This is a genomic window from Bauldia sp. (assembly GCF_965232525.1).
Taxonomy (GTDB): Bacteria; Pseudomonadota; Alphaproteobacteria; order Rhizobiales; family Kaistiaceae; genus Bauldia.
This window is the reverse complement of sequence record NZ_OZ246980.1, coordinates 2,166,999-2,191,034: the sequence shown is the minus strand read 5'-3', so window position 1 is coordinate 2,191,034 and position 24,036 is coordinate 2,166,999. Positions and strand designations below refer to the sequence as shown.

Annotated in this window: 24 protein-coding genes and 1 pseudogene; 14 read left to right on the top strand and 11 right to left on the bottom strand. The window is 63.1% G+C overall.

Annotation, left to right across the window (positions count from 1 at the left end; all coding sequences use genetic code 11):
- Positions 1–864: a hypothetical protein gene (locus tag ACO076_RS10430; RefSeq protein ID WP_421722769.1), complete on the bottom strand. Its 864-nt coding sequence runs from the start codon at positions 862–864 to the stop codon at positions 1–3.
- An 88-nt stretch (positions 865–952) separates the two neighbouring features.
- Here ACO076_RS10430 and ACO076_RS10425 point away from each other — a divergent pair.
- Both ACO076_RS10425 and ACO076_RS10420 read left to right on the top strand, forming a co-directional pair.
- A pseudogene (locus ACO076_RS10425) lies at positions 953–1,189 on the top strand (hypothetical protein); the annotation flags it as partial.
- 119 nt (positions 1,190–1,308) lie between these two features.
- On the top strand, positions 1,309–1,815 hold the full coding sequence (locus ACO076_RS10420; protein WP_421722768.1) for a hypothetical protein: 507 nt from the start codon (positions 1,309–1,311) through the stop codon (positions 1,813–1,815).
- A gap of 33 nt (positions 1,816–1,848) precedes the next feature.
- On the opposite strand, the gene ACO076_RS10415 is transcribed toward ACO076_RS10420, so the two are convergent.
- On the bottom strand, positions 1,849–2,295 hold the full coding sequence (locus ACO076_RS10415; protein ID WP_421722767.1) for a Crp/Fnr family transcriptional regulator: 447 nt from the start codon (positions 2,293–2,295) through the stop codon (positions 1,849–1,851).
- 263 nt (positions 2,296–2,558) lie between these two features.
- Here ACO076_RS10415 and hisS point away from each other — a divergent pair, with 263 nt between their 5' ends.
- From hisS to ACO076_RS10390, 5 genes are all read left to right on the top strand, one after another.
- Complete coding sequence (gene hisS / locus ACO076_RS10410) at positions 2,559–4,145, top strand: histidine--tRNA ligase (RefSeq protein WP_421722766.1); 1,587 nt, start codon at positions 2,559–2,561, stop codon at positions 4,143–4,145.
- Between the two features lie 96 nt (positions 4,146–4,241).
- Complete coding sequence (locus tag ACO076_RS10405; protein WP_421722765.1) at positions 4,242–5,312, top strand: ATP phosphoribosyltransferase regulatory subunit; 1,071 nt, start codon at positions 4,242–4,244, stop codon at positions 5,310–5,312.
- Positions 5,309–6,016: an ATP phosphoribosyltransferase gene (gene hisG, locus ACO076_RS10400; protein WP_421722764.1), complete on the top strand. Its 708-nt coding sequence runs from the start codon at positions 5,309–5,311 to the stop codon at positions 6,014–6,016. The genes ACO076_RS10405 and hisG overlap by 4 nt, the downstream gene beginning before the upstream one ends.
- Positions 6,017–6,153: 137 nt before the next feature.
- Entirely contained in the window at positions 6,154–6,315 is a 162-nt protein-coding gene (locus ACO076_RS10395; protein WP_421722763.1) for a DUF1127 domain-containing protein, read from the top strand.
- A 4-nt stretch (positions 6,316–6,319) separates the two neighbouring features.
- On the top strand, positions 6,320–6,481 hold the full coding sequence (locus tag ACO076_RS10390) for a DUF1127 domain-containing protein (protein ID WP_421722762.1): 162 nt from the start codon (positions 6,320–6,322) through the stop codon (positions 6,479–6,481).
- A gap of 63 nt (positions 6,482–6,544) precedes the next feature.
- On the opposite strand, the gene ACO076_RS10385 is transcribed toward ACO076_RS10390, so the two are convergent.
- Positions 6,545–7,180 carry a DNA-3-methyladenine glycosylase I gene (locus ACO076_RS10385; RefSeq protein ID WP_421722761.1) on the bottom strand — a complete coding sequence of 212 codons (636 nt, stop codon included), beginning with the start codon at positions 7,178–7,180 and terminating at the stop codon, positions 6,545–6,547.
- A 319-nt stretch (positions 7,181–7,499) separates the two neighbouring features.
- Between ACO076_RS10385 and ACO076_RS10380 the strand changes: the two genes are divergently transcribed.
- A complete protein-coding gene (locus ACO076_RS10380; protein WP_421726716.1) occupies positions 7,500–8,027 on the top strand; it encodes a L,D-transpeptidase in 528 nt (175 codons plus the stop codon).
- Between the two features lie 72 nt (positions 8,028–8,099).
- Here ACO076_RS10380 and aceB read toward each other — a convergent pair whose 3' ends face one another.
- Together aceB and sbmA are read right to left on the bottom strand one after the other, a co-directional pair.
- Entirely contained in the window at positions 8,100–9,710 is a 1,611-nt protein-coding gene (aceB, locus tag ACO076_RS10375; protein ID WP_421722760.1) for a malate synthase A, read from the bottom strand.
- A 103-nt stretch (positions 9,711–9,813) separates the two neighbouring features.
- Complete coding sequence (gene sbmA / locus ACO076_RS10370) at positions 9,814–11,091, bottom strand: peptide antibiotic transporter SbmA (protein WP_421722759.1); 1,278 nt, start codon at positions 11,089–11,091, stop codon at positions 9,814–9,816.
- A 255-nt stretch (positions 11,092–11,346) separates the two neighbouring features.
- On the opposite strand from sbmA, the gene ACO076_RS10365 reads away from it, so the two are divergent.
- Positions 11,347–13,284, top strand: coding sequence for a C1 family peptidase (locus ACO076_RS10365; RefSeq protein ID WP_421726636.1), 1,938 nt, complete (start codon positions 11,347–11,349; stop codon positions 13,282–13,284).
- Here the strand turns inward: ACO076_RS10365 and glcF are convergent.
- From glcF to ACO076_RS10345, 4 genes are read right to left on the bottom strand one after another with little or no spacing between them, the layout of a single operon-like run.
- Entirely contained in the window at positions 13,278–14,609 is a 1,332-nt protein-coding gene (glcF, locus tag ACO076_RS10360; protein WP_421726635.1) for a glycolate oxidase subunit GlcF, read from the bottom strand. The genes ACO076_RS10365 and glcF overlap by 7 nt on opposite strands.
- 8 nt (positions 14,610–14,617) lie before the next feature.
- Positions 14,618–15,811, bottom strand: coding sequence for an FAD-binding protein (locus ACO076_RS10355; RefSeq protein ID WP_421726634.1), 1,194 nt, complete (start codon positions 15,809–15,811; stop codon positions 14,618–14,620).
- 25 nt (positions 15,812–15,836) lie between these two features.
- A complete protein-coding gene (locus ACO076_RS10350; RefSeq protein WP_421726633.1) occupies positions 15,837–16,001 on the bottom strand; it encodes a hypothetical protein in 165 nt (54 codons plus the stop codon).
- A 54-nt stretch (positions 16,002–16,055) separates the two neighbouring features.
- Positions 16,056–17,507 (bottom strand): FAD-linked oxidase C-terminal domain-containing protein, encoded by a 1,452-nt coding sequence (locus ACO076_RS10345; RefSeq protein WP_421726632.1) that lies wholly within the window; start codon positions 17,505–17,507, stop codon positions 16,056–16,058.
- 136 nt (positions 17,508–17,643) lie between these two features.
- Here ACO076_RS10345 and ACO076_RS10340 point away from each other — a divergent pair, with 136 nt between their 5' ends.
- From ACO076_RS10340 to ACO076_RS10325, 4 genes are all read left to right on the top strand, one after another.
- Positions 17,644–18,420 carry a (Fe-S)-binding protein gene (locus ACO076_RS10340; protein ID WP_421726631.1) on the top strand — a complete coding sequence of 259 codons (777 nt, stop codon included), beginning with the start codon at positions 17,644–17,646 and terminating at the stop codon, positions 18,418–18,420.
- 16 nt (positions 18,421–18,436) lie between these two features.
- The gene (locus ACO076_RS10335) at positions 18,437–18,958 is read left to right on the top strand and encodes an arsinothricin resistance N-acetyltransferase ArsN1 family A (protein WP_421726630.1); all 522 of its coding nucleotides are present in this window, start codon (positions 18,437–18,439) and stop codon (positions 18,956–18,958) included.
- Between the two features lie 185 nt (positions 18,959–19,143).
- A complete protein-coding gene (locus ACO076_RS10330) occupies positions 19,144–20,568 on the top strand; it encodes a LutB/LldF family L-lactate oxidation iron-sulfur protein (RefSeq protein WP_421726629.1) in 1,425 nt (474 codons plus the stop codon).
- Positions 20,565–21,233, top strand: a complete 669-nt coding sequence (locus ACO076_RS10325; RefSeq protein WP_421726628.1) for a LutC/YkgG family protein — start codon at positions 20,565–20,567, stop codon at positions 21,231–21,233. Before ACO076_RS10330 ends, ACO076_RS10325 begins: the two co-directional genes overlap by 4 nt.
- A gap of 265 nt (positions 21,234–21,498) precedes the next feature.
- Here ACO076_RS10325 and ACO076_RS10320 read toward each other — a convergent pair whose 3' ends face one another.
- Both ACO076_RS10320 and ACO076_RS10315 read right to left on the bottom strand, forming a co-directional pair.
- A complete protein-coding gene (locus ACO076_RS10320) occupies positions 21,499–22,266 on the bottom strand; it encodes an amino acid ABC transporter permease (protein WP_421726715.1) in 768 nt (255 codons plus the stop codon).
- A 91-nt stretch (positions 22,267–22,357) separates the two neighbouring features.
- The gene (locus tag ACO076_RS10315) at positions 22,358–23,155 is read right to left on the bottom strand and encodes a transporter substrate-binding domain-containing protein (protein WP_421726627.1); all 798 of its coding nucleotides are present in this window, start codon (positions 23,153–23,155) and stop codon (positions 22,358–22,360) included.
- Between the two features lie 127 nt (positions 23,156–23,282).
- Between ACO076_RS10315 and ACO076_RS10310 the strand changes: the two genes are divergently transcribed.
- Complete coding sequence (locus ACO076_RS10310) at positions 23,283–24,011, top strand: metallophosphoesterase family protein (RefSeq protein WP_421726626.1); 729 nt, start codon at positions 23,283–23,285, stop codon at positions 24,009–24,011.
- Positions 24,012–24,036: the final 25 nt, after the last annotated feature.

Sequence of the window (24,036 nt, the reverse complement as noted above, 5' to 3'; positions counted from 1 at the left end):
CTAGGCGCCGTCACGCATTGCGCCAACCATCTGCCCAAATCGGTCGCCAGCAGACCAACTTGGGTCAACCGGCCGCCCAACGACTGACTCCGGAGGCCCAGCGGCTACCCGTATGCCCTCACCTTCAGCTGACGCCGGACCTGATGGGACGAGGGCGACTCGGGTGTGGGTGACCACATGATCAATGTACGCGTCTACCCGCGCAGGCCCTATCAGCAGAGCTACGAAGAAAACTAGAATCACCACTCCCCAGGTAAAAACAAGCGGCTTCCTACCAAGATATCCAGCGGCCTTTGATGCCTTCGGCTGAACACGGTTCAGGAAAGCAGAAAAAAAGTCCCTCAGCGACGTCCTGAAAAATCGCCAATATGGAGTTTCCTTTTTTAACCAAGGGTATTTCTTTCGAAGGGCGGACGCCCCGAGGAAACGGCGCCGGCTCTCTCTCCTCAAATACACACCCCGCTCAGTTGACAGGGCGGACCCAGGCGGAGCGATTTGCCTGGTATCACGTTCTTCTCGGCCGAGTTCTCGTGCGCTTGCGAAGAGAGCATCGTGGCGGCTCTTCACCAAGATCCGATGGGTGAGATAAGAGAAGAACACCAATGCCAACAGGACGGAAGCCAGCAACAGCGCATCAAGCAGGAGGCTGAAAGTTTGCCACAGTGCTTCAATGCTCATAAAGAGACCCGACGGAAAATGATCAGCGAGATCGAAAGTTGCGGGCGGATCAAACCCGAGTTTGCCGGCGAGAAGTGCATTAAATACAAGCCCAAGAAGCGCAAAGAGTGTTACGAAGGGCAACAACCACTTAACGATTGGCGACAGGGTATCTAGGAACCCCTCAACTCGCTGTACGATCGACATTTTTCCACCCCCAGTACAATTTATTTGCCCCACAGTACCACACTTCTAAAGTGTTATCATATAGGTCGATCACCTAAGCTGGCGCCCCCTCGTGTCGACCGGTATCATCGATCCGACCAAGGTCGTCCGCACCGCTCTGCAGGACGCGGCTTCGGTCGCCGGCCTGCTGGTCACCACCGAGGCGATGGTCGCCGAGCTTCCGAAGAAAGAAGCCCCGCCCGCCCTGCCTCCGGGTGGCGGCATGGGTGGCTGGACTTCTAAGGTCCCGTCATCATCGCATAAGATCGAAAGGCCGCCTTCGGGCGGCCTTTCTTTTATGTTGTAGTCAACTTCGAACTCGAAGACTGAAAGCCGAGTCTCCGGAACACCCGAAAGTACACATCGTCCAAATGTTATTTGGCGCAGCCATGTGGTCTCAATGCTTCTTACAGAAGGGAGGGTGCTATGCGAGTGAAACTGTTTTCTGCCATCGGAATCGGTACGTTTGTCTTGATCGGAAGCGGTCCGGCGTTTGCCGACTGCAGTCCGATGGAACTTTTCGCGCCCGGCGCCGAGCGCAACGCGCAATTCGCGGATCTCGATGGGAGCGGCGGGGTCAGCGTTGGCGACCAACGCTTGAGCCGGCACGCGCTTGTCGGTCCGGACGGCAGTCCCGTGGGCACGCGCTACACAGTGACGAGCGTGGTCAGCATTGACGACGAGGGCAACGCGCATCGATCGGGCGAGTACATCTTTGTCCTCGACGACGGCGTAATCATCGCCACACGGCCGGGCGAAACCCCGCACTTCCAGGCGGATGTCGACAACACCGACACCCGGCTCTCGCCGAAACACGACGTTCCGCGGATCATCACCGGGGGCTTCGGGGCGTATGAGGGCGCGACCGGCACATTTACAACCACCCGGGGCGACGGCTTCGATACGCTCATAGTGCTCGACGTCGCCTGCTAGTAGAGCCCTGGAAGGCGTCCGGCCGCAGCGACCTTAACGGGACGCCGACGCTCGCGTTGTCTCGGCGCTGTTGTCCAGCGCCGCCGAAGGAGATGTCGAAATCGACGTCCCCATTGCAGTAAGCGCCGCGCGCAGCCGGCGGACCATGGCGTTGGTCACCGCACCGGCGAAATCCGGGTCGTCGCTGACCAGAGCCTTAACCAAAGGCGCACTCAGCGGGATGAGCTCGGTTCCGCGATTTGCGGTTGCCGTACAGGCCCGCGGCTTGCCGTCGAGCAGCGAGGCGACGCCGAACATTTCCCCCGGACCGAGAACCTCAATGGCCATGTCACCGCAATGCAAGGCAACTGTCCCGCGCCGCACAACATAGGCCCGATCGCCCTCGTCGCCGGCGGCATACAGTACGCGACCGCCGAGCAGCGCAAGGATCCCGAGGTCCGCGCCGGCCAGAACATCGACGTCAAAAATCGCTTTCGCCATTCAAAAATACTCCCTGTCTCTCGTTGTTATCTCTTATCTTTTGAATTCGCCGTCGCCGCGCGTCTGCCACAAAGGCTCCGCGGCATCGGGCTCTCTCCTTTTGGTTGCACGGGTTCATAGCGGAGGATGGTTGAGAGTTTGTGGTCGAAGGGTGGCGGGACGGCGAAGAATTGTTGGTAACCTTGCCGATTTCATAACGATACGGTAGTGCGACGCACAAATGGCGCCCGGCGCCGCTGATCGCATTTCCCGGGACACTCCCCATGTCGGCCGACCAGACCAAGATCAAGGCGCGCCTGCCGCGCGGTTTCAGCGACCGCGCCGCGACTGATATTCGCGCCACCGAGGCGATGGTGGCCACGATCCGCCAAGTCTACGAGCGCTACGGCTTCGAGCCGGTCGAGACGCCGTTCGCGGAGTACACCGAGGCGCTCGGCAAGTTCCTGCCGGATCAGGACCGCCCCAACGAGGGCGTGTTCTCGTTTCAGGACGAGAGCCCCCAAGAGGCGCGGAGCGGCGGAGCCGCGACAGGGAAGGAAGGAGAGTGGATATCCCTGCGGTATGACCTGACCGCGCCGCTCGCCCGCTACTATGCCGAGCACCAGCGCGAGTTGCCAAAGCCCTATCGCAGCTACCGGTTCGGCTGGGTTTTTCGCAACGAGAAGCCGGGACCGGGCCGCTTCCGCCAGTTCATGCAGTTCGACGCCGATACGGTTGGTGCCGCCTCGCCCGCCGCTGACGCCGAGATGTGCATGATGGCCGCCGACACGATGGAGGCGCTGGGGATCCCCCGCGGTCAGTACGTGATTAAGGTCAACAGCCGCAAGGTGCTCGATGGGGTGATGGAGGCGATTGGTGTCACCGACGAGCGCCAGAAGCTGACGGTCTTGCGCGCTATCGACAAGCTGGATCGGCTGGGAGTCGAGGGCGTTCGTCAACTCCTGGGAGAGGGGCGTAAGGACGATAGCGGTGATTTCACGAAAGGCGCGGGCTTACCGGAGTCGGAGTCCCAATCCATCATCGATGTGCTTGCGTTGAGCCAATCCGCCGCCAACGCGTATCGCGGGAGTTCCTCTGTCGATACATCGAGGGTGGACGATCAGTATCTTTCGGACCGTCGAGCGAAGATAACATTTGAACTGATTGAGTCCCTGAATGCGTCACACAGTATTCAGTCGTCTACAGCAAAGGAGCTTCAGGAAATCTGGAGCACGGTGAAGGCGGCAGGCTACGACGATGGCCGGGTTTGGATCGACCCCTCCGTCGTCCGCGGCCTTGAGTACTACACCGGCGCGGTGTTCGAGGCCGAACTGCTGGCCGAAATCCCCAACGAAAAGGGCCAGCCGGTGGTGTTCGGCTCGGTCGGCGGCGGCGGCCGCTACGACGGCCTGGTCGGCCGCTTCCAGAAGGAAGACGTCCCGGCCACCGGCTTCTCTCTCGGCGTGTCGCGCCTCCAGGCAGCCCTCGCCGCCCTCGGCCAGATCGACACCAAACCCGCTCCCGGCCCGGTGGTCGTCACCGTCATGGATCGCGACCGGCTCGGCGACTATCAGCGGATGGTGAGCACCCTCCGCAGCAAAGACATCGCCGCGGAACTCTATCTCGGTTCGTCCGGCGTCCGCGCCCAGCTCAAATACGCCGACAAGCGCAACGCCCCCGCTGTCGTCATCCAGGGCGACCAGGAGCGCGACCGCGGCGTCGTTCAGATCAAGGACCTGGCACTCGGCAAGCAGCTCGCCGAAGCGGTCGCCGACAACCGCGAATGGCGCGAGGAACGCCCCGGCCAGTTCGAGGTGGCGGAAGACGAAATGATCGACGCCATTCGCCGGATCGTCGACGCTGACGGTTAGCGCGACCATGTCCGTCCTCGCCTCCCCGCCGTCATGGCCGTCCCCGGACTTGATCGGGGATCAGTCCCGGCCATCCACGTCTTGCCCGGCCGTCCGATGACCGACGCTGCGCTGCGTACGCTGTTCGTCGATGCCGGCTACACGTTCGTCGAGCCACCGATCGTGCATCCGGCCAGTGTCTTCGTCGAACTCGCCGGCGAGGATCTCCGCCGCCGGCTGTTCCTGACCGCGGTGAACGGCACCGAGCTGGCGCTCCGCCCCGACTACACCATTCCCGTCTGCCTCCATCATCTGGCGACCGGCGCGAGCCAGCGCCGGGCCGATTACGCCTATCTCGGCCCGGTGTTCCGCCAGCGGCAGGACGAGCCGTCGGAGTTCGTCCAGGCCGGGATCGAGTCGCTCGGTCGCCGCGACCGGCTCAAGGCGGATGCCGATGTCATGGGACTGGCGTTGCGCGCCACCGAGCAACGCGGCATCCGCCATCCGATCGTCCGTATCGGCGACGCCGCCCTATTCGACGCCCTGCTGAAGTCGCTCGATCTCAGTCGACCGTGGCAGACCAAGCTTGCCCGCACCTTCGGCGAGAGCGATCGCCTGAAAGCGATGATCGCCGGCGCGACCGCGTCCAAAACGAAGCGTCGATCGGAGTCGCGCCTCGGGCGGGCTGCCGCGAAACGCCGCGCGTCCGATCTGCTGGCCGCTGCTGGCTTGGCCGTCATCGGCGGTCGCGATGCCGACGAGATCGCCACCCGCTACGTCGAGAAGACCGCGCTCGCCAAGGGCATCGACGCGACGAGCCGGCGACGGCTGACGGAGTATCTCGCGATCGACGGTCGACCTTCTGAAGCCCTCCTAACTATGCGCGCCTTTGTCCGTCGCAACCGTCTGCCGATGGACACCACGCTTGATGCATTCGAAGCCCGCCTCGACGCCTTTCGCGACCGCGGCATCGATGTCGACCGGATGACGTTCGCGGCCGACTTCGGCCGTCGCCTCGACTACTACACCGGCTTCGTGTTCGAGATGCACCGCACCCGGAAACGCGGCGAGAAGCCCATCGTCGGTGGCGGCCGCTACGACCGACTGCTGGCGATGATCGGCGACGGCAAGTCCGTTCCCGCCGTCGGCTTCGCCATGTGGCTCGACCGGTTCGGGGTGGACCGATGAGCGAACCGCTGGTCATTGCGATCCCGTCGAAGGGACGACTTCAGGCGGACACCAAGGCGCTGTTCGCTGCCGCCGGTCTCGAGATCGCCCAAGCCGGGCCAGAGCGCAGCTATCGCGGCACGGTGAACGGGCGGCGGGACGTCGAGATCGCCTTTCTCTCCGCCCCCGAGATCGCTCGCGAAATCGGCGCCGGCGCCGTGCACGCCGGCGTCACCGGCCGCGACCAGGTCGAGGAGAAGATCGCGGACTGGGAAACGCAGACGGACTACGTGGCGCCGCTCGGCTTTGGGCGATGCGACGTCGTGGTCGCGGCACCGGAAGCCTGGATCGATGTCGAGACAATGGAAGATCTGGACGATGTCGCCGCGAGCTTCCGCCCGCGCCACGGCCGACGGCTGACGGTCGCCACCAAATACATCAACATCACCCGCCGGTTCTTCGCCGATCACGGCATCGCCGACTACCGGATCGTCGAAAGCCTCGGCGCCACCGAAGGGGCGCCGGCTTCGGGGGCAGCCGACCTGATTGTCGACATCACGTCGACCGGCACGACGCTAAAGGCCAACGGCCTTAAGATCCTGTCGGACGGCGTGATTCTCAGGTCCGAGGCGACGTTGGTGCGCAGCGAAACGGCCGACTGGACGGCAACACAGCGACGCGAGCTGGCCGCGATCGTCGCCCGGCTGGAGAAAGCCGCAGCCTGAGCCGAGTCGATCGACCCGGTGCCACCTGTCGGTCCCCTCGCCTCAGGTCGACAAAAACCGCAATGCTGCATTGCAATAACAGCGCTTTTTCGTGAAGCCGGCCGGGCCTACATCGCGCTCATCAAGGAGCGCAGATCATGTCCCGTTTTTCAGACCTCATCACCGGCTTCTCCGAGCACTACAAGGCCGCTCGGTATAGCGAAGTCCTCAACCGTATGACCGATCGCCAGCTCGCCGATATCGGCGTGTCCCGCTCGGAGATCGGCCAGCAAGCCCGCAACATGGCCCGTAGGAGCTAGACCAATGTCAGGATTCTCCAACTTCTTCGGCGGCATCGCCGACGGCGTCCGCGCTGCCCGCCTCTACAATCAACTCGACCGGATGAGCGACCGGCGTCTCGCCGACATCGGCCTCAGCCGCGAGGACTTGCCGCGCAAGGCAAGCGAGTGGTCATCGCGTCGCTGAGCGGTACACTCAGACCGACTGATCCTCTGTGACCAAGGGCGGCCACTGGCCGCCCTTTCGTTTTCAGGATGGGCGCTTGAACCGACGGCGTTCGTCTTCTACCACCTCGCGAACGAAGCAGCCCTCGACGTGATCGTTGACGATCCCGACTCCTTGCATGAACGCGTACATCGTCGTCGGCCCGACGAAGCTCCAGCCGCGTTTCTTTAAATCCTTCGACAGCGCGGTCGACTCAGGCGTCTTGGCCAACACGCGAAGCGTGTCCCAATCGTACGTCTTCGGCCGCGAGGCGGGATCGGGCTCGTACCGCCAAACGAAGGCGGCGATCGAGCCTTCTTCCTTCACCAGCTCCTTCGCCCGCTTGGCGTTATTGATGGTCGATTCGATCTTGCCGCGGTGCCGAACGATCCCCGCGTCCTGGAGAAGCCGCTCCACGTCCTTGTCCCCGAACCGGGCGACTTTGTTGAAGTCGAAGCCGGCGAACGCTTTTCGGAAATTCTCGCGCTTGCGGAGAATCGTGAGCCAGGAAAGGCCGGACTGGAAGCCCTCGAGGCAGATCTTCTCGAACAGCCGGATGTCGTCGGCGACCGGACGGCCCCATTCGTTGTCATGGTAAACGATGTAGTCGTCGTTGAGGCCGCCCCAGAAGCACCGAGTCTTGCCATCCGCGCCGACAATCAGACCATCAGACTCACTCATATCCTACCTCTTGGTTGCGGCCGGTGTCGCATGGTTCACGCGGCACGAAAACGCCCTCAACCAACCGATACTGACAGGGTCTGGCAGCAACTCTGATGGAATTGAGGCCGAAGGCTCACCGCAACTTTACTCGCCGCCGGTTGCTTGCCACCCCCGAGTCCCGGTAACCTCTGTTCGCGAACTTGGGAAGGGCCGGTCGTCCGGCAGGGTGGGGAATCCCATGTTGATGAAAAGACTGGCAGTAGCCTTAGCATTTGTCGGCGCCTTTGCGACCGCGGTACCTGCGGAAGCTGGTTTCTTCCGCGACCTGGTCGCGAAGATGCAGTCGAACAGCGCCGGCTCCTACTATCCGGATCAGGTCTCCAAGAATCGCATCGCGCCGTTTCGGTATCGCCGACAACGGGTCGACTATGAGACCAAGCAGAAACCCGGCACGATCATCATCGATACCCGGAAGCACTACCTCTACTATGTACTCGGCGAGGGTCGGGCGATCCGCTATGGGGTCGGGGTCGGTCGCGATGGGTTTGGCTGGAAGGGCACGGTGAGCGTAGGCCGCAAGGCCGAATGGCCGGCCTGGGTGCCGCCGCCAGAGATGATCGCCCGCGAACGCAAGCGAGGGCGGATTCTGCCGGCCCGCATGGAAGGCGGCCCCCGCAATCCGCTTGGCGCTCGTGCCCTCTATCTCTACCAGGGCGGTCGCGACACCATCTACCGCATCCACGGCACGTCCGAACCTTGGACCATCGGGCTCAATGTCTCGTCAGGCTGCATCCGCCTGCTCAACCGAGACGTGATTGACCTCTATAACCGCACCAAGGTCGGCGCCAGGGTCATCGTTCTTTAGGCTGATCGCACAGATCGCAAGAAAGGCCGGGCTCGTTCCTGGCCTTTTGTTTTGGTCGAGAGGGTGGCCGCGCTACTCGATCAGCTTGTAGGCTGGCAGCGTCAGAAACGCTTCCAGATCGTCGGCCGTCGACAGTGACCGGAAAAGCTCAATCGCCTCGGGGAACCGGCCAGCGGCATAGTTGTCCGCGCCGATCTCCTGCTTGACGCGGTCCATCTCCTCGGCAAGGCACCTCTCGAACAGGTCCTTGGTAGCGGTCTCGCCGTCGTCGAAGACGGCCTGGAAGTGGAGCTGCTGCCAGATCTGTGAGCGGCTGATCTCCGCCGTCGCCGCGTCCTCCATCAGATTGTAAAGCGGCACAGCCCCCCGCCCCCGGAGCCACGCTTCGATGTATTGAACCCCGACCCGAATGTTGTCGCGTAGCCCCTGGACGGTCCGTGTTCCCTCGTGGACCTCGAGCATCTCCTTCTGCCCAACATTGACGTCTTCGCGCTTCTTGTCGAGCTGGTTCGGGCCGGGCATGTATTCGTCGAACACTGTCATCGCCACCGGCACCAGGTCCGGATGGGCGACCCACGTGCCGTCGTGGCCGTTCTTGGCTTCCCGCTCTTTGTCAGCGCGCACCTTGGCGAACGCCGCTTCATTGACCTCAGGATTGCGACGATCGGGGATCTGCGCCGCCATGCCGCCCATGGCAAACGCGCCCCGGCGATGGCAGGTCTTGATCAGGAGTTCCGAATAAGCGTCGAGAAACGCCTTGCCCATCACCACCTGACTGCGATCGGGCAGCAGGTAGTCGCGGTTTTTGCGGAGCGTTTTGATGAACGAGAAGATGTAGTCCCAGCGGCCGCAGTTCAGCCCGGCCATGTGATTCCGGAGCTCGTAGATGATCTCGTCCATCTCGAACGCGGCCGGCAGCGTCTCGATCAGAACCGTTGCCTTGATCGTCCCCTGCGGAATACCGACGACGTCCTGTGCCCGCAGGAATACGTCATTCCACAGCCGCGCCTCGAGATGGCTTTCGAGCTTGGGGAGATAGAAGTATGGGCCGCTGCCCTGGGCCAGTGCCTTTTTGGCGTTGAGGTAGAAATAGAGCCCGAAGTCGAACAGCGAGCCCGATATCGGCGCGCCGTCGATCAGCAAATGATCCTCCGGCAAATGCCAGCCGCGCGGCCGCACCAGCAGCACCGCCGGGTTGTCAGAGAGCGTGTAGTCCTTGCCGCTGACCGGGTCGACGAAGTCGATAGTTCCATCCCAGCGGTCCTTCAGGTTGATCTGCCCTTCGACCATGTTGGACCAGACCGGCGACGAGGCGTCCTCGAAGTCGGCCATGAACACCTTGGCGCCGGAGTTCAGCGCGTTGACGATCATCTTGCGGTCGACCGGTCCAGTGATCTCCACCCGGCGGTCCTGAAGGTCGGCCGGGATCGGCGCGACCGTCCAGTCATCCTCGCGGATCGACACGGTTTCGGGCAGGAAGTCCGGCAAAGCGCCGTCGTCATAGAGTCGTTGGCGAACCTCGCGCCGCGCCAGGAGCTCCCGGCGGGTTGTCTCGAAGGTGCGGTGAAGATCGGCGAGGAAAGCGAGCGTCTCGTCGTTCAGGATCTCGTCGTAGCGGTCGCCCCAGCCACCACGGATTTCAACACCGGGCACCCCAGTCTGCTTCGCCTGTTCGCCTGACATGCGCTTCGTCTCCCTTCACGCCGGAACGATCCTTGTATGGCACAGCCGTGGGCATGACTGAACCACAGGTATTCCGCGGCGCTTCGGCGCAGTTTCGGGACCTCTATTCGGCGGGAACTACCTCCCGTTCGATGTCGGAGAGCGGCTCGTCGTCGAGTGTCGCTTCGAAGGCCTTAAGACGCTTGTAGATCGAGATCAGTTCGACGATGGTCGTCCACGAGTTCACTAGGAACTGGAACGAGGACTCAACGCGTCCGAAGGCGCGAATAATCTGCTGCATTACCCCCAGAGTGAAGCCGGCGGTGAGGATTGTCGGTGCCAACGCCACATAAGGAACAAGCACGCCAGCTTGAAGGTAGGCGTAACGGGCTACGTTGAAATAGAGATAGTTCAGGTAGATGCGGAAGTAATTGCGCCGAACATTGCTGAAGAGATCAGACAACTCCGGCGGTTGTGCCCGACCGGCGTGATCCTCACCGAAAACCAGCTCCTTGCGGTACGCAGCTTCCACACGCTGATTTCGGAATTCAAGCCCGGGAAGCCGTATGCCGGCGAGTGCCAAAAGGGCGGTGCCGAAAGCCGACCAGATGATCGCGACGAACACCAGAGCTTGAGGGACCTCGCCGACGATCGGTAGCACTTTCACAAAGCTCGACAGCCCCCAAAGGATCGGCAAGAAAGCAATCAGCGTCATGACTGAGTCGATGAACCGTACGCCCAACGACTCGACGATCGCGGCAAAACGCATCGTATCTTCCTGGACACGCTGAGCGGCACCCTCGATGTGCCGCAGGCGCTGCCAGTGATCGACGTAGTAGTCGTTCATGGCCGTACGCCAGCGGAAGACATAGTGGCTGGCGAGAAAATGGGTGACGACCGCCACCGTTATCGCAACCATGGCTATCCCGGCAAAAGTCGCGATCTCAACATAGAACGCTGACGGCTGGACTGAGCCGGCCTCGTCGAGCGCTTGTTGGACCATGTCGTAGAACCGGCCGAACCACTCGTTGATCATCACATCGACTTGCACCTGGAACCAGGTGACGAAGATGATCACGGCAGAACCGATCACCGACCAGCGAAACCACTTATGCGGCGCCGCGCGTGCCCAAAAAGCGCAGAAGATCGCGCCGCAAATGAGCATGTACTGGTAAACCCAGATGTCGATGGCGATCCTTTCCGCCGTGTTGAACGCGGCGACCGTGGCTTCGTCAGCTCCCTCGGGCAACGGCACCGGAAAACCAAAGCCAAAAAGACCTCCAATGCTGAGGGTCCGACCCCAATCATCGGCGAACAAGTACCAGGCGGCCATTGCCACCGCTGTCCACAGGACAGCGGACCCGAAAAACAGCTTTGGTTTGGGGAAGAACGAGTGAAACACAACAAACGCCTCGTGGTTCGGGGAAAGCCTGCGGGCCCGCCGGTTTGTCCGACAAAGCCGTTCGGGCCACGATGGTCGAAGGCTCGGCCCACCGCAATCCCGGATCACCCGGTTGTGACATCTGTTGAGAGCTAGCCGTTACGCACGTAACGGCTCGTGACGTCGCCGGGTGAGGCCAAACACGCGGAGCGCGATTGGATAGATCGCCGTTGGTTACGCTAAGGTCATCGTCCAGCTGTCGAAGGGAGGCGCGCGATGGCCAAGAAAGCGACCAAAGTCGGCAATGGGCAACCGCCCCAAATCCAGGCCGGCGATGCGACCCGCATCCTCAACGTTCATCCCGACCTGCCCGACTTGCGGGACCGGACTTACCAACCGGCTCTGCTCGATCTGCTGGTGGAGATCGGCCCGCCGCATCCGGCGGAGTCGCCAATCCTCGATCAGGGCGTGGAAGGCGCATGCACCGGATTTGCGCTGGCGGGCGCGATCAACCTCTTGCGGAGCCGCCGCAGCATCCTTCAGCAACTGCCGGCGCCGAGCGATCTGGTCAGTTCGAGAATGCTCTACGAGCACGCCAAGCTTCACGACGAATGGCCGGGCGAAGCCTACGAAGGGTCCAGCATCCGTGGCGCCCTGAAAGGCTTCTTCCATAACGGGGTGTGCGAACAACGACTGGCGCCATACGTGATCGGACAGAAGAACTGGCGCTTGACCATCGAGCAGGCGAGAGACGCCCGGAATACCGGGCTCGGTGCCTACTATCGCCTCCGACCCGAGATTATTGACTACCACGCGGCGCTGAACGAAGTCGGCGCCGTCTATGTCTCGGCGCGGACCCACCGCGGCTGGTCCAATCCAAGGAACGGCGAGATCGCCCACTCGACCGTTCACGAAGGCGGTCATGCGTTCTTCATCGTTGGCTACAATGCCGACGGGTTCCTGATCCAGAATTCATGGGGACCGCGGTGGGGCGGCTATCAGGGCTTCGGCGGCATCGCGCTGTGGACCTATGCCGATTGGGCCGAAAACATCCTCGACGCGTGGGTCCTAAGACTGGCGGTGCCAACCCCGGACGCCTTCGACCTCACTCACGTTCCAGTTCAGTCCGACAGCGCTTCGAGCGCCCGCTTCCGGCAACGCCCGACGCCGCGGCGCAAGGACATTCTCGGCCATGTCATTCATCTCGACGATGGGGAACTGGTCGAAGCCGGCCGATACGCGACATCGCTCGACACCATCAGGGAAACGGCGAAGTTCCTGAAGAAGGACGCCAGGCGGGAGGAACCGAAATACGATCACCTCGTCTTCTACGCCCACGGCGGGCTAAACAGCGCCAAGGCTTCGGCGCGCCGGATCCGGGCGATGAAGCCGGTGTTCAAGCGCAACCGCATCTACCCGATCCACTTCATGTGGGAGACTGGTTTTTCCGAGGAGATCGGCGACATCTTCGGCGACATTTTCCGCCGGAGCGAAGCCCGCGTCGGCTTCATTCCCGACGCCCTGGACTGGACCATCGAGCAGACGTCGCGGGGTGTCGGCCTACGGTTGTGGCGCGAGATGAAGCGCGACGCGTCCCGCCCGTTCGAGAGAAACGCCGGTGGCTGGGCAGCCGTCCGCGAACTGCTCAAGGTGAGCGCCGCGTCTCCGCGCCCGCTGAAGATCCACATGGTTGGGCACAGCGCCGGCTCGATCCTGCTCGGCGAGTTGATCCGAACCTGGTCGGCGCTCGCCGGCGGTGAGGCGCCCCCCATCGCCAGCGTCAGCCTCCTGGCACCGGCCTGCACCACCGATTTCTACGACAATGTCTACCGGCCGGCGATCGGAACCGGCAACGTCAAGGGGATCATCAAAAACATCGTTCAGTACAATCTCATCGATACTCGGGAACGGGACGATACCGTCGGCCCGTATCGAAAGTCTCTGCTTTATCTCGTGTCGAACGCATTCGAAGAGAAGGACAAAACGCCCCTGCTCGGCATGGAGACCGGCGTCGATTCGCTGATCGCGCGGAACTCGCTACCGAAACGACATACGATCCACTACGCGGGCCGCAACTCTTCACGCACCGACAGCACGACCCATGGCGGATTCGACAACGATCGGGCGACCATGAACGACGTGCTCACCACCATTCTCGGCAAGAAACCCAAGCGAAGCTTGCGGTTTCAGCCGGATGAGATGGAGGGCTACTGAGCCGTTTCGGCCGGCGTCTGGAGATGGCTCAGCCGATCCGGCACGGGCCCGCCATAGGCCCAGTCGAGCAGTTCGACGGTGTGAACGATGGGCAGGTCGGTGCCGCTGCCGATCTGGGTGATGCAGCCGATATTGCCGGCGGCAACCAGGTCGGGCTTCAGGTCTTCGATGTGACCGATCTTGCGGTCGCGCAGTTGCCCGGCGATTTCCGGCTGGAGCAGGTTATAGGTGCCGGCGGAGCCGCAGCAGAGGTGGCCCTCGGCCGGCTCCAGCACCTGGAAGCCGGCTTTGGCGAGCAGCGTCTTCGGCGCCGTCTTGACCTGCTGTCCATGCTGGAGCGAACACGCGGCGTGGTAGGCAACGGTTAGCCCGATGTCGATCGTGGGCACCCCGAGTTCCAGCGTCTCAATGTACTCCGATACATCCCTCGCCAAGGCCGATACCCGCGTCGCCTTCTCGGCGTAGTCTGCGTCGTTGCGCAACATGAACCCATAATCCTTGACCGTCGTTCCGCATCCGGACGTGGTCACAAGGATCGCGTCAAGGCCGCCATTGTCGAGGATCGATACCCAGGCGTCGATGTTGCGCTTGGCTTGGTCGTGGGAGTCGTGGGTCCGGCCCATGTGATGGACGAGCGCGCCGCAGCAGCCTTCGCCCTCGGCCAGCACCACCTCAACGCCCGCACGGGTAAGCAGGCGGATCGCTGCGTCGTTGATGCCCGGATCGAGCACCGATTGGGCACAGCCCCTCAGGATGACGACCCGGCCGCGTCGCTCGCCCTTTGCCGGAAAGACGCCGGGGCGGTCGCTATCGGATCGCGGCGGCAGTTTCGTCGGCGCCAGGGCCAAGGCAGCGCCGATCCGCGCCATGCCCGGCGCCCGGACCGCGAGCCGCGCAAACGGCCGAAAGAACCAGGCGGTGATCAGAGCGGCGCGGAAACGAGCGGGGTAAGGCAGCACGGCCGCCAACCCCCGCCGTATGATCCGGTCGAACCAAGGCCGGCGGTAGGTTTCGTGTATCCGCGCTCGGGCATGATCGACGAGGTGCATGTAGTCGACCCCCGAGGGACAAGTCGTCATGCACGCCAGACACGACAGGCAGCGGTCGATGTGGAGGGTCACTTTCTCGCTTGCCGGTTTGTCGGCCTCGAGCATGTCCTTGATCAGGTAGATCCGGCCCCGCGGACTGTCGAGTTCGTCGCCGAGCAGCACATAGGTCGGGCACGTTGCTGTGCAGAATCCGCAGTGGACACAGGTCCGCAGAATCTTCTCCGAGACGGCGGTGTCGGGATCGGCAAGCTGAGCCAGCGAGAAATTGGTCTGCATGCGTAGAGCTAAACGCCGGCGTACATCCGGCCGGGGTTGAGGATGCCGCCGGGGTCGAAGGTTGCCTTCATTTTGCGGGTGAGGTCAGCGATCGCGTTCGCCGACGGCTCGAACACGTCAACAGTTGTGCGAATCGCGTCGGGAGCCCTGACCAAGGTCGCATGGCCGTTACGACCGTTCAGAGCGCCGCGAACGACCCCCGCACCTCCATCCGTGCCGGCGTCCGGCAGCGCAATCCAGACAAGCCCACCGCCCCAATCGTACAGAACCTGGCAGTCGAGTTGCTCGGACACCGCCGCGGCAACGGCCGGCCCGTCGCTGGGCTTGACCGATACCTTCCAGACAACCGAATCCACTGAAGCGGTAAGGGTCGAGAGGTCGCCGACCGCCTCCCAGCAAGCCTGGGACTCCGCTGGGTCAAGCGTTGCATCGACACCAAATGCGGACAGGACACCCGTGAGATGATCGGTTCGCTCTTTGACCGATGCAGCAAAGCCCTCGATCCGAACCCAGGTGCGCGCATCGCTGTTTCCGGCCGGTCGGTGCGCCGCCCCGGTTACCGTGGCGGTCGACCCGAGCGCCGCCGACAGCGCCGCCACGGCTGCCGCGTCATCCAATCCGTTGATCACTAGCGTCGCCTCCGTCTCCGGTATCGGCTGAATTTTGAACGTCACCTCCGATAGAACCGCCAGAGTCCCGTGCGAGCCGGCGAGGAACTTGGCGAGGTCGTAGCCGGTGACGTTCTTCATCACCCGACCACCCGACTTGATCACCTCGCCGCTGCCGTTCACCGCCCGGATGCCGATCAGACTATCCCGCGCCGCCCCGGCCTGAATACGCCGAGGTCCGGAGGCATTGGTCGCGACCACGGCACCGATGGTCGGCGTTCCTTCCGATGCGTAGAGCCGTCGTCGGTCGGTGGGCTCGAAGGCGAGCCGCTGGTTCTCTGTGGCCAACACGGACTCCACTTCGGCAAGCGGCGTCCCCGCCCACGCTGCGATCACCTGCTCAGCCGGCTCGTACAAGGTCACGCCGGTGAGTCCGGCGGCGGAGAGCGTCGCCGCCGCCTGCACGGGACGGCCGAGGCCGGCCTGCGTGCCGCCACCAGCGACCGCAACGGGCTCACGCCGCGAAGCGGCGTCTGCAATCGTGGCGGCGAGTTCCTGTTCCGTTGCCGGCTGTTGAGCCGGGCTCGTCGTCATATGGCCGCCCCCGTGGGGCGACGCTTCAACTCGCCAGCGGAGTGAAGTGAACGCCGAGATAGTAGGGCCAGACTATGATCGCCCAGAGGCCGCGCCAGAAGTTGAGATCGAGAAATCCAAGGGTGAACAGCCAGCCAGCGAACCACACGAGGCCCAGCGAACCGTGTTGATCGATCCGTATCCGTTCCATGGCAGATATCCTGAAATCGTCGTGGCCTTACAGCGTTGATCTGGAACAAGGACGTCATGGCCGCCGGCAGGCCCCTGCCGGCCGCGCATCAAGCGGAAACACCTTGGCTGGATTGAGCCGCCAAGCGGGATCAAGGGCTGTCTTGATCCGAATTTGTTGATCAAGGTCAGCCGAATCGAACTGAACACCCATCAGATCGCGCTTCTCGATGCCGACGCCATGTTCACCGGTCAGGCAGCCACCGACTTCCACGCACAGCTTGAGGATATCAGCGCCCGCAGCTTCCGCTTTGGCCAACTGATCGCGATCGTTCATGTCGTAAAGAACCAAGGGATGCAGGTTGCCATCGCCCGCGTGGAAGATGTTGGCGACCGACAGCCCATAGCCGGCGCAGATCTGCGAGACTCGGCGGAGCACGCCGGGCAACGCACCGGTGGGGATCACGCCATCCATGCACATGTAGTCGGAAATCCGGCCCATGGCCCCGAAAGCCGACTTACGCCCCTTCCAGATGGCCGCGCTTTCGGCCTCCGACTTCGATACCTTCACCACCGTCGGCTCGAACTGGCTCGCCGTGCCGGTGATCCGTTCGATCTGATCGGCGATTTCCGCCTCCGAGCCCTCAACCTCGACGATCAGCAATGCCTCAACGTCAAGCGGGTAGCCGGCATGGGCGAAGGCCTCGCAGACCTTGATCGCGGGCTTGTCCATGTACTCGATCGCCACCGGCACCACACCGGACCCGATGATCGCGGCAACGCAGCCGCCGGCCGCCTCGGCTGACGAAAAGCCCATCAGCATCGGCCGGGCGCCGTTGGCAGCCCGAAGGATGCGCACCGTCGCCTCGGTCGCGATGCCCAGCTGCCCCTCCGACCCGATGATCAGCCCGAGATAGTCGTAGCCGGCCGCGTCGAGGTTTTCGCCACCGAACCGGACCACCGTCCCGTCGACCAGCACCGCCGTCGCCCCGAGGATGTTGTTGGTGGTGACACCGTATTTCAAACAATGGGCGCCGCCGGAATTCATCGCGATGTTGCCGCCGATGGTGCACGCCAGTTGGCTGGACGGGTCGGGCGCGTAGAAGAAGCCCCGGCCGGAAACCGCGTTGGTGATGTTGATGTTGGTGACGCCGGTTTCGACCCGCGCCGTCCGATTTTCGTAGTCGATCTCCAGGATGCGATTCATCCGCGACAAACCGACGACGACCGCGTCCGGTGACGGCAGCGCACCACCGGACAGCGAGGTTCCCGCCCCGCGGGCGACGACTTTCGCCCCGACCTCGTCTAGGAAGCGCAGAACCTCGGACACTTCCTCCGTCGATCCCGGCAACGCTACCGCAAGTGGCACCGACCGGTAGGCAGTCAGCGCATCGGTCTCGTAGGCGCGCCGTTCGTCCTCGGAGCTGATGACATGGGCCTCACCGAGAAGCACCCGCAGGCCAGCGACGATCTCGTCGCGGCGGTCGACGATAGACTGGTCGACGGGTGGCATCCGGATGGCGGTCATGATCGGCTCACGTCTCTTTTCCTTGCGGCATGATAGCCAAATGACAGAATCGCGCCAGCACGCTACCATCCTGGCCTATCGACCAAGCATGGCCGGACCCAACCAGCCATGATCATCATTCTAGCCGGCTGGGGATATGGCGGAAGACACCGAACGGCGGCCGCAGGTCGCGCTTTTCGTCACCTGTTTGGTTGACCTTTTTCGTCCCACCGTCGGTTTTGCCGCCGTTCGGCTGCTGGAGGCCGCCGGCTGCGACGTCACCGTGCCGAAGGCACAAACCTGCTGCGGCCAGCCGGCGTTCAACTCCGGCGACCGCAAGAACACTCAAGCGATCGCGCGACAGGTCATCGCGACGTTCGAGCCCTACGATTATGTCGTGGCGCCGTCCGGGTCCTGCGGCGGCATGCTCAGCCACCACTACCCGAGCCTCTTCGCGGACGATCCGGCGTGGCAGCCGCGGGCCGAGGCGTTCGCGGAGAAGGCGCACGAACTGGTGAGCTTTCTTACCGATGTTCGCGGCATGACCCATGTCGACGCGCAATTCGCCGAGACGGTGACCTACCATGACTCATGCGCCGGGTTGCGCGAGCTTGGCATCCGGGATCAGCCCAGGCGCCTCCTCGATTCGGTCGAAGGCCTGGATCGCGTCGAACTCGAGGACGCCAATGTCTGCTGCGGTTTCGGTGGCACCTTCTGTGTGAAATACCCGGATATCTCCAACGCCATGGTGGAACGGAAGACGGAGAGGATCATCGAAAGCGGCGCTCAGACGTTGCTCGCCGGAGACCTCGGTTGCCTGATGAACATGGCCGGGAGGCTGCAACGCGAGGGCCGCAGCGTCTCAGTCCGGCACGTCGCCGAGGTGCTGTCCGGATTGACCGACACACCGCCGATCGGCGAAGCGCGGGAGTAACGCAGAGTTCACTCTAGTGTCTGATTCCAAATGGCGAGTTGCAACGCGCACGGATGCCGAGGCCATCGCCGAGATCTATAATCAGGGGATCGACGACAGGGTCGCGACCTTCGAGGTCGATCACCGGTCGGCCGATGACATCCTGAGCTGGTTCGATCAGGACCGGCCGGTTGTCATTGTCGAGCGGGATGGTGATGTCGCCGGCTATGCCGCGGCGTTCGTCTACCGTGACCGCCTCTGCTATTCCGGCGTCGGCGAGTTTTCCGTCTATGTCTCAAGGAATTACCGCGGCCGGGGCATCGGGCGTGTGGCGCTCGACGGGCTGATCGCGCATTGCCGGGAGCGCGGATTCTGGAAGCTTCTCTCCCGCATCTTCCCGGAAAACGAAGCCAGCCTAGCGCTTTGCCGGGAGGCCGGGTTCCGTGTCGTCGGCACCTATGAGCGCCACGGAAAACTCGATGGCGACTGGCGTGACGTCATCATTGTCGAGAAGCTGATCGACGATACATCCGGTGACACGTTGGGTCCAAATCGGTGAGCCAAATGACACAAACGCGCGGAAGCCGCCCCCGCGGAACCATCTCGTCTCCGCGCCACCCTGCCCGCCAAGGCGCGAACCTGCGCTGATCTATCCCGGCCGGGGAGGTTCCGCGACCCGATCGTTTGCCTGTATGACAAGTGGTGTGACGCGCTGCCGGCTTGCCGGCGCAATTGAGGCAATTGATGGAAATCCGCTCGGAAACCTTCAAACAGAACGCCCGCGACGCGCTGGCGGACGAACATCTGCAGCGTGCGCTCGGTAACGTCCGCGTCGGTTTCATCGAGAAGCGCGCCAAGGCGGTAGCGGAACTACCAGAGTTCGATGCGATCCGGGACATGGCGCGCGACATCAAGAACCATACGCTCGCGCATCTGGACCTCTACCTGGAAGCCCATGAAGACCGGGTGCGGGCGTCGGGTGGCGCGGTCCACTACGCCGAGACGGCCGCCAGCGCCCGCGACGTCATCCTGTCGATCTGCCACCGGGTTGGCGCGAAAACCGTCACCAAAGGCAAGTCGATGATCGCCGAGGAGATCGGTCTCAACGATTTCCTCGAGGAGAACGACGTTACGCCGATCGAGACCGACCTCGGCGAGTACATCATTCAGCTCAGGCACGAAACCCCGAGCCATATCATCGCGCCGGCGATCCACCTGACCAAGGACCAGGTCGAGAAGAGTTTCCGCCACGCCCATACTGACCTGCCGGACGACCGCGACCTTTCCGAGCCGGTCGAGCTCCTCGGCGAAGCGCGATTGATTCTCCGCGAGAAATTTCTGGCAGCCGACGTCGGCATCACCGGCGCTAATTTCCTGGTCGCGGAAACCGGGACATCGGTGATCGTCACCAACGAAGGCAACGGCGACCTCACCCAAATTCTGCCGCGGGTCCATATTGTCGTTGCGTCGATCGAGAAGATCGTGCCGACGCTGAACGATGTCAGCGAAATCCTGCGCGTCCTCGCCCGCTCCGCCACCGGTCAGGACCTGTCGGTCTACACCACCTTCTCGACCGGTCCGCGCCGCCCCGGCGACCCGGACGGACCGGACGAGTATCATGTCGTCATCCTCGACAACGGCCGCTCGGAGATGCTCGGGTCCGAATTCCGTGACGCGCTGCGCTGTATTCGCTGCGGCGCTTGCATGAACCACTGCCCGGTCTACCAATCGATCGGTGGCCATGCCTATGGCTGGGTCTATCCTGGCCCCATCGGTGCCGTGCTGACACCGGAGTTCATCGGCGTCGACCAGGCCGGTAATCTTCCCAATGCCTCGACCTTCTGCGGGCGATGCGAGGAAGTCTGCCCAATGCGGATTCCGTTGCCGAATCTGATGCGCCACTGGCGCGAGAAGGAGTTCGAGCGTCACCTGTCACCCGCCACGGTGCGCACCGGCCTCGGTGTCTGGGCGTTCTTCGCCAAACGCCCACGGCTCTATCAATGGGCGACGCGGCTGGCGATGCGGGTGCTGGCCAATCGCGCCTTCGGCCGGGGACGGCTCAGCAGCCTGCCGCTCGCCGGCGGCTGGACCAAATACCGCGAATTCCCGGCGCCGGAGGGGAAAACGTTCCAGGCCCAATGGGCCGAGTACCAGCGGCATGCTTCATGAGCGACCGGGACGTCGTCCTTGGCAAGATCCGCCGCGCGCTGTCGGTCGACGGTGGCGACGTGGGTCGACGCGCCGTCGTCGTCGCCAGGCTGGAGAACGCGCCGCGCGGGATCGTCCCGGAGCGCGGTCAGGTCACCGGCGAGGCGCGGATCGAGTTGTTCGCCACCATGGCCGAGAAGGTGTCGGCGACGGTTACCCGGGTCACCGATCGGGTCGATATTCCGCGGGTCGTCACCGAGTTTCTCCGCGACCATAATCTGCCGGCCTCGCTACGAATGGGCGACGATCCGCTGCTCAACGACCTCCCCTGGTCGGTGACGCCGATCGACATCAGCCATGGCCCCAGCGGCGGCAGCGATCCGGTCGGTATCAGCCACGCCATCGCCGGCGTCGCCGAAACCGGCACGCTGGTGCTGACGTCGGGCACCGACAACCCGACAACGCTCAATTTCCTGCCCGAAACCCACGTGATCGTCGTACGGGCCGAAGACATTGCGGGCGACTATGAGACCATATGGGACATGATGCGGGAGCGCTGCGGCGAGCGCGAATTGCCGCGAACGGTCAACTTCATCACCGGCCCGTCTCGCTCCGGTGACATCGAGCAGAAGTTGCTACTCGGCGCCCACGGCCCGCGGCGCCTGCATGTCGTGGTGGTGGGGTAGACGAGCGAGTCTCACCTCCCTCAAACGTCACCCGACGAAAGCTTGGCCCAACCCGATCTGTTTCCACCCCTTCCGCCACCGGGTTCCACCTACGCCACGTCTTAGTGGAGATTCAACGGACGTCGCCCTCAGCTGAGAGCTTGCTCCCCTCATGCTGAGGTGCCGCCGAAGGCGGCCTCGAAGCGCGCATGTCGCGGTCAACTGCCTGCCGAATCTGATCCGCCCGGCAAGCACACCCAAGCGGTAACCCGTGAACCCGCAACGCCTATTTCTTCGCCTGGCTTCGCCTCATTCGCGCCTCCAGCCCGCGCACCAGCAGCGACAGGCTGATGGTCATGACCAGATAGAGATAGGCGACCACGTTGTAGGTCTCAAAAAACCGGAAGGTCGAAGCGGCGTAGACCTTGCCGAGCTGGGTGATGTCCTGCACACCCAGCGCCGAAACCAGTGCCGAGTCCTTGATCATCGCGACAAAGTCGTTGCCGAGCGGCGGAAGCACTGTTCGCACTGCCTGCGGCAACACGACCAACCGCATCACCTGCCGCCGTTTGAGCCCCAGCGACTCGGCCGCCTCGATCTGGCCGCGCGGCACGGCTTCGATCCCAGCGCGGAAGATCTCGGCGATGAAGGCGGAGTAGCTGATCATCAGTGCGACGATCGCCCGCCAGGTCATATCGAAGTCGCGCACGCTCATCGCCGGCCACCAGCCGGTTTCGATCAGGCCGGCGAACAGCGAATTCCACAGGACGACGATCTGCGGTGCACCGACAAAGGCGATGTAGAACAGCAGCACCAGAACCGGGATGCCGCGGACGATCTCGATGTAGAACGTCGCGACCTCGCGCAGGATGCGTCGCTTCGACAACCGCCCAAGCGCGACGACCAGGCCCAGCATGGTCGCAAGCGCGAAAGCGACGAACGAGACCCACAGCGTGACCCAGACGCCCTGGCGCAACGCGTTGAAGATGATCCGGTAATTGCCATCCGCGGCGATCAGCCAGGCGAACAGAACGCCGAGCAGAACGATCGCCAGGAGCCAGTAGGGAAAACGATCGGCAACGCGGAAGCGGCGCCGCGAGACTGTTCCGTTGCTGTCGGCCTGATCGGTCAGCGCGCCCGCTCGATCACTGACCGGCCTGGTACTCGAAGAACCATTTCTGGTTCAGGGCATCGATCGTGCCGTCGTCTTTCATTGACTGGATCGCGGCATTGATCGGCTCCACCAGGTCGGAGCCGGGCGTGAAGATGAAACCAAACTCCTCGCTGCCCAATGGGCCGCCGACCACCTTGAACGAATCCGGCGAGGCGCCGATGTAGCCCGCCGCCGACGTCGCATCCATCAACACCAGGTCCACGTCGCCCGAGTTCAACGCCTGAACCGAAGCACCGAATGTTTCGAACAGCTTGATGCGCGGATTATCCTCCTTGCCGTCGAGAACGTCATAGACGGCGGTGTAGAAGTTGGTCGTCCCCGCCTGGGCGCCGACAAGAAGGCTGTCGTCCGTCGCGAACGTCTCGGCATCGGCGAACCGGTCCTCATCAGCCCGAACCAGCATGAATTGCTCGGAGACCATGTAGGGCTCGGAGAAATCCACCTGGGTTTTGCGCTCGTCGGTGATGGTGATGCCGTCCATACCGATGTCGAACTGCCCTTCGCGGACCGCTTGGATCATGGTGTCCCAACTCGACAGGTTCCACTCCACCGACAGGTTGAGGCGCTTGGCAATCTCGTTGAAGGCGTCATATTCCCAGCCGATTCCTTCGCCGGTCTCCGGGTCGGCAAAGTTGAGCGGGGTATAGGCGTTCTCCGTCACCGCCTGAACCGATCGCCCGCCAAGGTCCGGCAACTCGGCGGCACCAGCTTGAACCAGACCAGCGGCTCCGAAAGCCAGGGCAATCGCGAGTGTACGTAGCGTGGGCATACCGCCTCCCTCCGTTGATAGCGTCCTACACCGATCCTAACCGCCGCCGCATCGATTGACGACTGGCTTGATGAAAGTGCCAAAGCGGCCTAACTGCCGTCGACGGATTACCTGGAGTGGCACGCTCGTGTTTCTTGGCGAATCAGCGATTCCCGACGGTTTGCGCATCTACGCGATCGGCGACATCCATGGATGCGATGCCATGCTAGCCGAGGCACATGAACGCATCGCGCGCGATCTGGCAGGGCGGCCGGTGGCGGATCACCGCATCTTTCACCTTGGCGACTATGTCGACCGCGGTCCCGATTCGGCCGGCGTTCTGGCCCGGCTCAGCGCATTGCAGGCGAGCGACTCGCGATTCACCTGTCTTCGCGGCAATCACGACACGTGGCTGCTGGAGTTCCTGTCCGATCCGCAGCATGTCGGGCCGTCCTGGCTCACCTACGGCGGCGTCGAGACACTGGCGAGCTATGGCATCGACGCGGCGCGGCCGGACTTCACCGGCCGTGGCCTGTCATCGCTCTCGGCGCGATTGGCCGCTGTATTCCCGCCGGAGCATCGCCGTTTTCTCGAGGCATGCGCGCTCACCGCGCAGGTCGGCGACTATTTCTTTTGCCACGCCGGCATCCGACCAGGCGTGCCACTCGCCGAGCAGATCGAGGACGACATCATCTGGATCCGCGAACCATTCCTGTCGGACCGTCGCGATCACGGCGTCATCGTCATCCACGGCCATACGCCGGCCCCCCAGCCCGAGATCAAGCCAAACCGTATCAACATCGATTCAGGCGCCGTCTTCGGCGGGCCGATGACCGTTCTCGCGCTGGAAGGGCGCCAGCATCATTTCCTGTCGTAGGCGCCATCACAGAAAAAGGGGCGCC